Source organism: Rhizobium sp. RM (genome assembly GCF_013390595.1).
In the GTDB taxonomy this organism is placed as follows: Bacteria; Pseudomonadota; Alphaproteobacteria; order Rhizobiales; family Rhizobiaceae; genus Agrobacterium.
The window spans coordinates 77,639-90,268 of record NZ_JACAWV010000016.1 but is presented as its reverse complement, the minus strand read 5'-3'; the positions used below and the strand labels follow the sequence as shown (position 1 = coordinate 90,268).

The following is a 12,630-nucleotide window of genomic DNA, read 5'->3' as shown; positions in this document are numbered from 1 at the left end:
AGGTTTTCAAATGCAACGTTTCACCAAAAAGACTGTTGTCGTCGCCGGTGCAGGCCGGGATATCGGCCGTGCATGCGCCATCCGTTTTGCGCAGGAAGGTGCCAATGTCGTGCTGACCTATAACGGTGCAGCCGATGGCGCGGCCACAGCCGTTGCCGAAATCGAAAAAATCGGAGGCTCGGCCATCGCGATCAAGGCGGATCTTACCAAAGCAAGCGACGTCGAGGCGGCGATTTCGACCGCTGTCGACAAGTTTGGCGAGATTCATGGTCTCGTACATGTCGCTGGTGGCCTGATTGCCCGCAAGACGATTGCCGAAATGGACGAAGCCTTCTGGCACCAGGTACTCGACGTCAACCTCACCTCGCTCTTCCTCACCACAAAGGCAGCGTTGCCGAAGATGGCGAAGGGTGGCGCAATCGTCACCTTCTCATCGCAGGCCGGTCGCGATGGCGGCGGTCCGGGCGCGCTCGCCTATGCGACCTCCAAGGGCGCCGTCATGACGTTCACCCGCGGCCTCGCCAAGGAAGCCGGCCCAGACATTCGCGTCAACGCCGTCTGCCCCGGGATGATCTCGACAACCTTCCACGACACCTTCACCAAACCCGAGGTGCGCGAACGGGTGGCCGGTGCCACATCGCTGAAGCGTGAAGGGTCGAGCGAGGACGTCGCCGGTCTGGTGGCATTCCTGACATCTGATGATGCTGCCTACATCACCGGCGCCTGCTACGACATCAATGGCGGCGTTCTGTTCTCCTGATATCCTGGTAAAACCATGTCCGTATCGTTACCAAGGGCGAGCCGAATTGCCGTGCTCGGAACATCGCTCGTCCAGCAGAACCATATCGGCGACGCGGGCTCGCTTGCCACATCGGCACGCGGCTGGATGAGCTGGGCAGAGGTCCTGTCGCATGGCAGGCTAAGCTGCCCGGTCCATCATGATCCGTCCGTCCCATCCGGCTGGGAGCCCAGCAATCGGCCCGGTGTCAGCCGCTTCTTTTCCGGCCTCAATTTTGGGGTTTCCGGTCAAAAAGCGGTCGAGATCGAGCGGCGCCTGCCGCGACTGTTGCAATCGGATTTCGATCTGATCCTGGTCGATGCCGGCACCAACGACATGATGGTGGAGAGCCGTCAGACGATTGCCGATACACGGGCACGGATCGCGTCAGCCTTGCTCAACGCCGGAAAGACCGTGATCCTGCTCCCTATACTGGCCCGCGGCGTCGGAAAATGGCCGGCTGGCGGTGCCGAACGGGCAAAAGCGCACTGGATCAACCGTCAGAGTATCGAGTTTGCCGCAAGCCACGCCAATTGCCATGTGTTCGATTGGAACGTGGTCTGGGTCGACCCCGAAAGCGAGTTTGGTGAGCCTTATCCGGGCTATTCCGACGATGGCACCCATTTTTCGGTGCCGGGTGCCTTCGCCGTCGGAAAGCTGCTGGCAACCTATCTCGAAACGATTGTGCCCCGTGCCACCGATCGCATTTTGGCAAGAGACGACCGTTTCGATCCAATCAACAACCCAGCCGGCAATCTGGCGCCGGACGCGTCAGCGCGGGTCGTGACCGACATGATTGAAAAGAACCACCGTCTCGGCGGAGAGCTTGTTCACCCCGGCACAGGCGTCTGGCTGGAAGCGATCTGCGATATCGACGTACCTGCACATGAGGGGGTGCTTGGCATATCGCTGCGCCTGAAAGATGTTGCGACGGAAGGACAGGAAGCAACAGCGCTCGCTCCCTTCCGCGACAACGATGGCACAGTTTTTTCTTTCCCAAATATCCAATGGAAAGGCGCGCTGCGTACGCCACCGTTAAAACTCCGGCCGGGTAGCGCGCCGCCCGAACTCTATCTCGATATCCTGTTGCGGCCGGGATCAAACCCAATCGCAATCGACGTTTCTCGCATTGATGTCCGGCCCGTTTCCAGCCCGGTGCGCGCATGAAAAAGTCCCCTGAAAAACCACGGCTGTTGATCGCCATGCGCGAAGAGCTTCCCAAAGGGTTCTTCGGATCACGAGAATGGGCACGGCTGAATGCCGTAACGGACATCATTGCGGGTTTTCCCTGCACTGATTTCGATACGGCAGAAGGAAGCAAAGCCTTGGCGGAGGCCGATATTCTGCTGGCAGCATGGGGTACGCCATCGCTGACAAGAGAACGGCTTTCCCGGGCACCAAAACTGAAAATGCTGGCTTATGCCGCTTCATCGGTGCGCAACGTCGCACCTCCCGAATTTTGGGAAACGTCCAATATTCTGGTGACGACGGCGGCATCCGCCATGGCCGTGCCGGTGGCGGAGTTCACCTACGCGGCAATCATCATGTGCTGCAAGGATGTGTTTCGCCTGCGCGATGAGCACCGGAAAGAGCGCGGTACCGGCGGCTTTGGCAGCCGGCGCGGCATGAGCCTGCCTTACCTCGGCACTTATGATCGCAGGATCGGCATTGTCGGCGCATCCCGCATCGGGCGGCTGGTGATCGAAATGCTTGGCCGGGGCAATTTCGAGATCGGCGTTTACGACCCCTATCTCTCCGAGGCAGACGCCTCGGCCCTGGGTGCAACGAAAATGGATCTGCATGCGCTTCTCGCCTGGTCCGACGTGGTTTCGCTGCATGCACCGATCTTGCCGGAAACCCGCCACATGATTGGCGCCCGCGAGCTTGCATTGATGGCGGACCATGCGGTCTTCATCAACACTGCGCGCGGCTGGCTCGTCGACCACGATGCATTGCTGTTGGAAGCAAAATCCGGACGGCTGCGCATCCTGATCGACACGCCGGAACCGGAGCCTCTACCGACCGACAGTCTCTTCTACGATCTGCCCAATGTCGTTCTCACCCCACATATTGCCGGGGCGCTGGGCAATGAATTGCGGGCGCTGTCCGATCTCGCCATCACGGAAATCGAGCGTTTCATCACTGGCCTTCCACCTCTGCACCCCGTTTTCAAGCAGGATATGGAGCGCATGGCATGAAGACGTTCGACTACAGCTTTTCGACACTCGGCTGTTCTGAACTCAATCTGCACGAGGTCGCCGACCTCGCCCGACACCATGGCATCGCATGTGTGGAATTGCGAACACTGGCCGGTACGGTTGATCTGATCGCGGCACTGGAGGCTGAGTTTGGCAGCCCTGACCGGTTTGCCACTTTCCTGACCGGACGCAATCTCAAGGTGGCTGCACTCAACACATCGGTCCGATTGTTCGAAAGCGAAGACCTCTCCGCCGTCGAACCATTCATCCCCTGGGCCGAAGCAGCGGGGATCGCTCATCTTCGTATTTTCGATGGCGGCGGGCAGTTAAGCGCTGACGACATGTCGCACGCTGAAAAGCTGCTGAGTGATTGGCAGGCAATGCGACAGTCGCGCCAACTCAGTGTCGATCTGATGATCGAGACCCACGATGCACTGGCCGATTCCAGACAGCTCTTCGCTTTTGTCGAGCGCGTGCCGACAGCGCAGATCTTGTGGGATACCCATCATACCTGGGCCAAGGGCTCCGATCTCGCAACCGTCTGGCAAAACATTGCCAAAAGCGTTGTCCATCTGCACGTCAAGGACAGCAGGCTGGATGATGCAGGACGCCGACGCTATGTGCTGCCCGGCCACGGCAACTTTCCCATGGCGGACCTGATTTCACTGCTTCGATCAAGTGATCGACAAATACCCATCAGTCTCGAATGGGAGCGCCATTGGCATCCCGAACTGCCACCTCTGGACGACGCGCTGACGGCAGCGCGTAGCTGGTGGCGATAGGAGTTTTTATGCGGATCGCCGAAATCCATCTCACACCGGTTGCCATCCCTGACAAGCCTCTGCTGAACTGCAAAGGCGTCCACCAACCTCACGCCCTGAGGACTATTATCGAGGTCGTCTGTGACGATGGTACCGTGGGTCTTGGGGAGAGCTACGGAAGCATCAAGGCACTTGACGGCCTGCGACGTGCGGCGCCTGCCATGGTCGGCCTCGACCCGTTTCACCTTCACGAACTGAAATCGCGGGTGATTGCCGCTTTGCCCGGAGGCGGTGGCATCAATGCGAAGTCAGCCGTGGCAGATCACAAGCTGACAGACGTCGTCGCATCCGCCTTCGAAGTGCCCTGCCTCGATATTCAGGGCAAGTTGCTCGGGCGGCCTGTCTCCGACCTCTTGGGCGGCACTGTTCGGACCAGCGTTCCCTTCAGCGCCTACCTGTTCTTCAAATACGCGGCCCACATCGGCGAAGAACCTGATGAATGGGGAGAGGTCCTGACCCCTGACCAGATGGTCGGTGAAGCGCAGAAGATGGTCGAAACATACGGCTTCCAATCGCTGAAGCTGAAGGGTGGTGTGCTGCATCCCGATCTCGAAATCGAAACGATGCGGAAATTGCGAAAGGCTTTTCCAGATCACCCGTTGCGGATCGACCCAAATGGCGGCTGGACGGTTGAAACCGCCATTCACATCGCCCGTGAACTCGAGAGCGTTCTGGAATACCTTGAAGACCCCGTTATCGGCATGGACCAGATGGCAAAGGTGGCGGCGGCCACTTCGCTTCCGCTTGCCACCAACATGATCGTTCTGGAGTTCGATCAGATCGCCGAGGCCTTCCGCAAAAACGCCGTGCAGATCGTCCTGTCAGATCATCATTACTGGGGTGGATTGCGCGCCTCGACCCATCTCGGCAAGATCTGCGAAACATTGGGGCTCGGAGTTTCAATGCATTCGAACTCGCATCTCGGTATCACGCTTGCCGCCATGACGCATGTGGCCGCTGCCACACCAAACCTCAGTTATGACTGCGATACACATTATCCCTGGACCGGCGTCGACGTGATCGAAGGAACACCATTCACGTTCCGGAACGGCCGTCTGAAGGTGCCGACCGAGCCTGGTCTTGGTGTCGCCCTCGACCGAAGCAAGCTCGCCAAACTCGCCGCTCTGTATGAGCAGACGGCGATGAAAGAGCGTGACGACACGGCCTACATGAAGAAGTTTGACCCGACCTACGAGCGCAAGGTGCCGCGCTGGTGACTGAACGTCAAAGACGCGGGACCTGCCCCTTCTCAGACCGCCACAAGATGTCCCGGAGACACCTCGCGATAGTCCAGCGGCTTGACGACATAATCGACGGAGCGAACCGGGCTTTTGATTTCGTCGTTTGCGGCGGACCGCTTTTCGCTCCGACGATCGGGGTCCGGCACCGGAACGGCCGCCATCAGTTTTTTGGTGTAGGCATGCTGCGGGTTTTCAAACACCGCAGCCCGCGGACCGATCTCGACGATCTCTCCAAGATACATCACGGCAACCCGGTGACTGACGCGTTCGACAACAGCCATGTCGTGCGAAATGAAGAGGAAGGCAAGGTTCAGGTTCTGCTGCAGGTCTAGCATCAGGTTGATGACCTGCGCCTTGATCGACACGTCGAGCGCCGACACGCTCTCATCCGCAACGATCACTTTCGGCTCCAGCGCCAAAGCCCTCGCGATGCAGATGCGCTGGCGTTGGCCACCGGAAAATTCATGCGGGAAGCGCGATGCCATATCAGGCGTAAGGCCGACTTTTTCCAGGAGATCCGCAACACGGTCTTTCGCCTGTTTGGCATTGCCCATCTTATGCTCGAGAAAGGGCTCGGCAATGGCATCACCAACGCGGATACGTGGATTGAGGCTGGCGAAGGGGTCCTGAAAAATCATCTGGATCGATTTGCGCATTTCGCGCAGACCCGATTTGTCCAGCGCCAACACATCCTTGCCATCGGCAACGACCGAACCGCTCTGCGCATCGATGAGACGCATGATGGCCCGGCCCGTCGTTGATTTGCCGCAGCCCGACTCGCCAACCAACGATAGCGTTTCACCAGCATGGAGGTCGAACGAGACATTCTCGACGGCATGGACGCGACCGGTCAGCTTGCCGAAAAGACCTGAGTGGATATCGAAACGTTTGGTGAGGTTCTTGACCTCCAGTACCGGGCGCAAGCTGGAGGCGACGGTATCGGCCGTCTCCACCGGCAGCTTCGATTCACCGGTTGCGGTTTTGACCACTGGAAACCGCAGTGGGCGTTCGTAACCCTTCATCGACCCGAGAACCGGGACAGCAGATAGCAGCGCACGCGTGTAAGGATGCTGCCCACGGTGGAAGATGTCGGCCGTGGCGCCTGTTTCCACCTGCTCGCCGCGATACATGACGACGGTACGATCCGCGATCTCCGCGACCACACCCATATCATGGGTGATGAACAGCACCGACGTTCCCTCTTCTTCCTGTAACGTCTTGATGAGATCGAGGATCTGACCCTGGATCGTTACATCGAGAGCCGTCGTCGGTTCGTCGGCAATCAGCAGCTTCGGACGTGACGCAAGCGCCATTGCGATCATCACACGTTGACGCATGCCGCCGGAGAAGCGGTGTGGGTATTCGTCAAAACGCGACGCCGCAGAAGGGATACGCACCTTTTCCAGCAACCGGATGGTTTCGGCCCGCGCCTCGGCCTTCGACATTGGTTTGTGGCAAAGCAACGCCTCGGAAATCTGGTCGCCGATCGTGAAGAGCGGATTGAGCGATGTCATCGGCTCCTGAAAGATCATCGCGACATCATTGCCGCGAACGTTGCGCATCTTCTCCTCGGGAAGAGCAAGCAGATCCCGACCACCAAGCAGGATCTTGCCTTCGATACGGCTCGAATCCGCCTGGAGGAGACGCATGATCGAAAGAGAGGTCACGCTCTTGCCCGAACCGCTCTCGCCGACAATCGCGACCGTTTCGCCGGGGGCGACATCAAAGGAAACATCTCGGACGACAGGCTTCCACGCGCCATCCACCAAGAATGAAGTCGTCAGGTTGCGAACGGAAAGAACGGGGTCTGCCGCTGCGCTGGTTTGTGCCTGGATACCTGCCATGCTTGCTTCCTCTGTCTGTGTTTCGCTCTGATGATCAATCCGGCCAGCGAAGCGCGCCGTCGAAGCGGTGCTTGCTGCGGTTTTCGATCGGCGTCGCGATGATTTCGTTCGAGGCACGCGCCTTTTCGAGTTCTTCTGTCAGACGCCTTGCAACGATCGTTTCCTGACCAGGATGCAGATTGCATGGGTCGAGATAGAAGTAGTGGTGCTCGACCTCATGGTCGCGAACGATGATCGGCGGAGTGCCACGCGCCAGCGCATCGGAAAGATCCCAGGCGGTGATATGGGCTTCCTCCGCCTTGATGATGACGCGCATGCGGTCAAGAGGATTGTTGGTGGGATCGGGTTCGATCAGCGCGGTGACACCGGGTCGACCGTCGAGTGTCTGTTTCCACAGGTTGAGGTAACTGGTTTCCCTTTCGCGAATGCCAGCATGATCCCGCTTTTCCCAGGCCTCCAGTGCCGCCATCACACCAAAGATGCTTTCCTTGCCGACCTTCATGCCGCGGCCGATGCCCATGTTCTGAAGGAAGGCATGGCGCACCAGTTCCTTGCGTCCGGCAACGATGCCCGACGTCGGGCCGCCCAGAAACTTGTGACCGGAATAAAGAGCAATATCCGCACCCTGCTCGAGGAATATTTTGAGATCATATTCCGAAGCTGCATCGACGATCACGGGAACACCCTTGGCATGGGCGATTTCCACGAATTCCTTGAGGTTCAGCAAACCGTAATCGACAACATGATGCGAAACGACATAAACGGCGGCGGCCGTCTTTTCGGTGATCGCATGCTCCATGTGGAAACGGTGGGTCGAGGTAGCCTGTCCGACCAGCACCGGTTTGCCGCCGGCAAGGCGGATGGCCTGATCGACTGGCGCACCGTAGCTTACGACATGCCCCATCTGCACGAGAACTTCGTTTTTCTCGGGAGCGCGATCCGGCAGTTGCTCGATGGCCAGCAGGTTGTTGCCGGTAATGGCGCCCGCAACGGCGAGCGAAATGCCCGCAGAGCAGGAAGCCGTGACAAATCCTGCCTCGCCGCCCGTAAGCCGGGCGATAACGGCGCTCGCCTTGCGCTGCAGATCGTTGATTTCAACGAACTGCGGCAGGATCGACGACATGGCAGCAATTGCTTCCGGAACCACGATCGACGCGCCGAGGCTTGTCATGGTGCCGGACACATTGATCACCGGGCGAAGTCCAATTGAGGTGCGGATATCATCAGACATTGTGGTCTCCAATTTCGAATGCCTCAGACCAAGGGGCCTTGTGATTTCCCTTACTGAAGCGTATGCCATAGTTATGTAATAAGCTCGCATCTGCATACGAGGAGCGTGGAATTGGACGGCAAGACATCATCGACGGTTCACCCCATGACCAGTGCTTCCGGTGACGAGACGGCAGGCGAAAAAACCGCGCGCCGCTCCCGCGTGAGTGGGATTGACCGTGCTTTGCAGGTCATTGATTACCTTTACGAAACCGGCGCACCGGCTGGCGTTTACGCCATAGCCAAGGCAGTCAAGGCCCCGCTTTCGACCGTTTATGTGATCGTCGACGATCTCGTCGAAAAGACGATGTTGTCGCGCAACGCGGATGGTTCCGTGTGGCTCGGACCAAGGCTTTACCATTACGGTCTTGCTTATGCGCGATCGCTCGATTTCATGAGCGTTGCCACGCATGAAATGCACGATCTTTGCCGTGAAGCCGACGAAACGGTCCAGCTTTGTGGCCGCGATGGCGACTACATGCTGGTGCTGGCGATGGCGGATGGCCCGAGCCATTTTCAGGTCGCGTCGCGCGTCGGAACCCGAGTTCCTCTGAACTGGACTGCCTCCGGGCGCCTGCTGGCCGGGCACCTGCCGGAACAGGAGCGCGTCGAGCTGTTCAGGCGCTGCGCCAAGACTTCGCCGACGGGACGGGCGGAGATGGACCCGGAAGTCCTGTCTCAGTCCGCAGGCGCGGCCTTCCAGTCGCGTCTTTCGATCCAGGCGGGAGAGTCGGACTATGCCGTTGCATGCATTGCTTCGCCGATCTGTGATCGCGACGGCCAGTGCGTTGCCACCATCTCCATCGTCCTTCCCGAACAGAAGGCCTTTTCGGACGAAAACCACTACACGGCGCATGTGCGCGCGTCGGCGGAACGTATCGAAAAGATCATGGGCTGGCGCAACCACTGACATTCTCCTCTAGTCGCGCAGCGCGACGATTGCTTCGATCTCGACGGTGATATTTCCCGGCAAAGACCCGAAGCCCACAGCCGAGCGGGCATGCTGGCCAACCTCTTCACCGAACACGTCGTTGAAGAGATCGGAGCAGCCATTGATGACGTTGGGATGGTCGAGGAATTCCGGGACAGCATTGACCATGCCGAGCAGTTTGACGACGCGCTTGACGCGGGAGAGATCGCCCAGCGCGTCATGCATTACCGCAAGCAGGTTGATACCGGTCAGTCGGGCATGCTTGTAGGCATCCTCGACACCGACTTCGGCGCCGACTTTGCCGACATGCAGGAAACCGTCTGTCTCACGCGGCCCCTGGCCGGAGAGGTAGAGCATGTTGCCTTCGATCACATGCGTGACGAAGTTGGCAATCGGCGGCGGCGGTGGCGGCAGGGTAATGCCGAGTGCGGCCAAACGCTCGTAGGGCGAGGCTGCAATTTTGGTTTTTACTGGAGAGGTGCTCACGTAAGCTCCCATTTGCGATTTTTGTTTCGCGTATCAACGATAGGAATAACCGTGGCTGTGACGAACCAGCCTGCGGGCGCGCGGGATGTAACGGCTGGCCGTGATCGCTTCGCTGCCGATGACCGAATAACGCGGTTCGAACAGCTTGCTCAGCACGGAGACATCACCGTTTGAATCCGTCGCCTCAATGTCGGAATCGATAAGATCAAAGACCGTGAAATCGGCCCGCTGACCGACAGCAAGACGATTTTCCATCGAAAGCTTGATCACCGATGCCGGGGCATGGGTGACCGCTTCCACGACCTTGTCGAAGGGCATGCCGACGGACAACAGCTTCGACATTGTCGTTGCCAGATCCCAGACCGGAAAGTTCATCGAATGGCCGTGCAGGTCGGTCGAAATCGAGAACGGCAGCAGGCCACGATTGATCGCAGCTTCCGCAACCTTGAACGAGAACGATGCGCCGCCGTGACCAATATCGAGGCGAATACCCTCACTGGCGCAGCGTTCGGCCAGATTGAACAGGTCCTCATCTTCCATGATACTGGAGCCCGCCTTGCCGTTGAAGCAATGGGTGACGACGTCACCGGGTCCAAGGATTTCAAGCACTTCATCATAGAGTGCCGGCGGCTCGCCGACATGGACCATCATCGGGATCTTCAGGATCTTGGAGATCTTTTTGCCGAGCTTGACCGGGGTGACGCCCCAGGAGCCGGTGATCACATGGCTCGCGCGAACCTTCAACCCAACGATATGCTCGCTGTTTTCGGCGTAGCATTCGAGAATCCGATCAAGATCGATATCTCTGATATCGCGCAGTTCGGCAACGCGATTGCAGGCCACGAGACCAATCGAACCGAGATTGAGGAACGCCTTGATGCGCTCTCTGGATGGTTCGATGATATACTCACGAAAGCCGTGGAAATTCGCTTCTCCCGCCGATCCCGCATCAACCAGCGTCGTCACGCCGCGCTCGGCACCGCATTCTGAGGGGCGGATAGAGATATCGGTGCCGCCATGCCAGATATGAACGTGCAGATCGACCCAGCCCGGAGAAATCCAGGCGCCCTTGCCATCAACACGGGTGATGTCGTCGGTCACTGCAAGCTGAGGACCGATCTTGGCGATCTTGCCTTCACCATCGACGAGGATATCGACGACACCAGAGGGAGTGTCGGCGCCGAAGGCCATCGGCTTCACATTGGTGAGGAGAAGCGGCTTGGCCGTTTTTTCACCGGTCATTTACAGGTCCTTTCGAAGTTTTGGATCGAGCATATCGCGCAGGCCGTCACCGACCATCTGAAGCGAAAGCACGGAGAGAATGATGGCGACGCCGGGGAACAGCGTCATCCAGTCTGCCTGGCCGATATATTGGCGGCCTGCGGCAATCATGGTGCCCCAAGTGGGAATTTCGGGGCTGACACCGAGCCCAAGGAAGGAGAGCCCGGCTTCTGCCAGCATCGCACTGGCAAAAAGGAAGGTTGCCTGCACCATGATCGGCGACAGCAGGTTGCGCAGCACATGGCGCGTCATGATGTGGAAGGTGGAAATACCCAGAGCCTGTGCTGCCTCGACATAGGGCAGTTCACGAATGACGAGCGTCGAAGCACGGACGATACGGGCAAGCCGCGGCGCATAGACAATCGAGAGCGCAATGATGACAGTCGTCAATGACGGCCCAAGTGCTGCAACAAGGGCAATCGCCAGAAGAATATCCGGAAACGCCATCATGGCATCGATGAGACGCGCGATCGGCGTATCGAGCTTCTTGAAGAACCCGGCCAGCAAGCCGAGCGTCACCCCGATGACCGCCGAGAGCGCCACAACGGCGGCACCGACCAGGAGCGAGAGCCGGCCGGCAAAGATCGTGCGGGACAGCACGTCGCGGCCGAACTCATCCGTACCAAAGAAATAGATTTCACTCGGCGGCTTCAGCCGGTTCACGATCGAAAGTTTGGACGGGGAATAGGGCGCTATCCATGGCGCGAAAATCGCCAGCAGCACGAAGATCGTCAGAACGACAACGCCGAAAGCAACGGTCTTGCGCTTCAGGAAGCGGCGGATGAACTTGCGGCCCTCGCTTTCGGCCGGCTTGATCGCAATATCGCTCATCAGTAGCGCACCCTCGGATCGACCAACAGATAGAGCATGTCGATCGCAAAATTGATCAGGACGTAGAGCGCGGCGATCACCAGCAGCGCGCCCTGGATGACAGGGTAGTCACGACGCAGCACCGCCGAGACGACAAGATTGCCGACGCCCGGCAGACCAAACACGGTCTCGGTAACGACAGCGCCAGAGATCAGCACGGCGGCTGTCAGACCGAGGACCGTCAGGATCGGGATCAGGGCGTTCTTCAGGGCATGTTTGAGGATCACCTTGCGCTCGATCAGACCTTTGGCACGTGCAGTGCGGATGTAATCGTCACCCAGCACATCGAGCATCGAGGCGCGCGTAAAGCGCAGGATCAACGCGGAAGAGACGATACCAAGCGCGAAGGCAGGCAAGGTCAGATGATACATACGGTCAAGGAAACTGGAGCCCGGACCGCCATAACCCGAGACCGGGAACAGACCGAAACGGACAGCGAAAACCTGCATCAGAATGAGGCCCAGCCAGAAACTAGGAATGCTAGCTGCCAACATCGCAAGTGTGGTCGCGGCCTGGTCAACAAAAGAGCCGCGACGATAGGCTGCATAAATTCCGATCGGCAGAGCAATCACGCCGGCGATGAGAAGCGAAAACACCGTGAGGAAGAAGGTGGGCTCGGCCCGATCAAGCAGTGCCGACGTAACCGGCATGTTCAGAAAGATCGATTGACCGAGATCGCCCTTCAACAATTGGCCAATATAATAGAGATATTGAACGCCAAGAGACCTGTCGAGGCCAAGGCTGGCGCGCAGATCGGCAATATCCTGTGACGTTGCATCGGGTCCGAGCATCACTGCTGCCGGATCACCCGGCGTCACGCGCACGATGACGAAGACGATCGTGACAACAAGGAACATCACGACGATCATGCCAGCGAGGCGCTGGAGAATGTAGCGTATCATGGGGTCTGT

At 58.6% G+C, this 12,630-nt stretch carries 12 protein-coding genes; 6 read left to right on the top strand and 6 right to left on the bottom strand.

Annotation, left to right across the window (positions count from 1 at the left end; translation table 11 throughout):
• Positions 1-10 precede the first annotated feature (10 nt).
• From HWX89_RS14760 to HWX89_RS14740, 5 genes are read left to right on the top strand one after another with little or no spacing between them, the layout of a single operon-like run.
• Entirely contained in the window at positions 11-760 is a 750-nt protein-coding gene (locus HWX89_RS14760; RefSeq protein WP_138791420.1) for an SDR family NAD(P)-dependent oxidoreductase, read from the top strand.
• A 15-nt stretch (positions 761-775) separates the two neighbouring features.
• Positions 776-1,945, top strand: a complete 1,170-nt coding sequence (locus tag HWX89_RS14755; protein ID WP_138791421.1) for an SGNH/GDSL hydrolase family protein — start codon at positions 776-778, stop codon at positions 1,943-1,945.
• Complete coding sequence (locus HWX89_RS14750; protein WP_178340776.1) at positions 1,942-2,976, top strand: hydroxyacid dehydrogenase; 1,035 nt, start codon at positions 1,942-1,944, stop codon at positions 2,974-2,976. The genes HWX89_RS14755 and HWX89_RS14750 overlap by 4 nt, the downstream gene beginning before the upstream one ends.
• Complete coding sequence (locus tag HWX89_RS14745) at positions 2,973-3,758, top strand: sugar phosphate isomerase/epimerase family protein (RefSeq protein WP_138791422.1); 786 nt, start codon at positions 2,973-2,975, stop codon at positions 3,756-3,758. The genes HWX89_RS14750 and HWX89_RS14745 overlap by 4 nt, the downstream gene beginning before the upstream one ends.
• Before the next feature lie 8 nt (positions 3,759-3,766).
• Entirely contained in the window at positions 3,767-5,014 is a 1,248-nt protein-coding gene (locus HWX89_RS14740; RefSeq protein ID WP_138791423.1) for a glucarate dehydratase family protein, read from the top strand.
• A 32-nt stretch (positions 5,015-5,046) separates the two neighbouring features.
• On the opposite strand, the gene HWX89_RS14735 is transcribed toward HWX89_RS14740, so the two are convergent.
• Both HWX89_RS14735 and HWX89_RS14730 read right to left on the bottom strand, forming a co-directional pair.
• Positions 5,047-6,882: an ABC transporter ATP-binding protein gene (locus HWX89_RS14735; protein WP_138791424.1), complete on the bottom strand. Its 1,836-nt coding sequence runs from the start codon at positions 6,880-6,882 to the stop codon at positions 5,047-5,049.
• A 34-nt stretch (positions 6,883-6,916) separates the two neighbouring features.
• Positions 6,917-8,113 (bottom strand): aminotransferase class V-fold PLP-dependent enzyme, encoded by a 1,197-nt coding sequence (locus tag HWX89_RS14730; RefSeq protein WP_138791425.1) that lies wholly within the window; start codon positions 8,111-8,113, stop codon positions 6,917-6,919.
• Between the two features lie 105 nt (positions 8,114-8,218).
• Here HWX89_RS14730 and HWX89_RS14725 point away from each other — a divergent pair, with 105 nt between their 5' ends.
• Entirely contained in the window at positions 8,219-9,061 is an 843-nt protein-coding gene (locus tag HWX89_RS14725) for an IclR family transcriptional regulator (RefSeq protein WP_353505688.1), read from the top strand.
• Positions 9,062-9,070: 9 nt separating this feature from the next.
• Here HWX89_RS14725 and HWX89_RS14720 read toward each other — a convergent pair whose 3' ends face one another.
• From HWX89_RS14720 to HWX89_RS14705, 4 genes are read right to left on the bottom strand one after another with little or no spacing between them, the layout of a single operon-like run.
• Positions 9,071-9,580 (bottom strand): RidA family protein, encoded by a 510-nt coding sequence (locus tag HWX89_RS14720; protein ID WP_138791426.1) that lies wholly within the window; start codon positions 9,578-9,580, stop codon positions 9,071-9,073.
• Between the two features lie 21 nt (positions 9,581-9,601).
• Positions 9,602-10,810: an amidohydrolase/deacetylase family metallohydrolase gene (locus HWX89_RS14715; RefSeq protein WP_138791427.1), complete on the bottom strand. Its 1,209-nt coding sequence runs from the start codon at positions 10,808-10,810 to the stop codon at positions 9,602-9,604.
• Positions 10,811-11,680: an ABC transporter permease gene (locus HWX89_RS14710; protein ID WP_138791428.1), complete on the bottom strand. Its 870-nt coding sequence runs from the start codon at positions 11,678-11,680 to the stop codon at positions 10,811-10,813. It lies immediately after the preceding gene.
• Entirely contained in the window at positions 11,680-12,621 is a 942-nt protein-coding gene (locus HWX89_RS14705; protein ID WP_178340775.1) for an ABC transporter permease, read from the bottom strand. Before HWX89_RS14705 ends, HWX89_RS14710 begins: the two co-directional genes overlap by 1 nt.
• Positions 12,622-12,630: the final 9 nt, after the last annotated feature.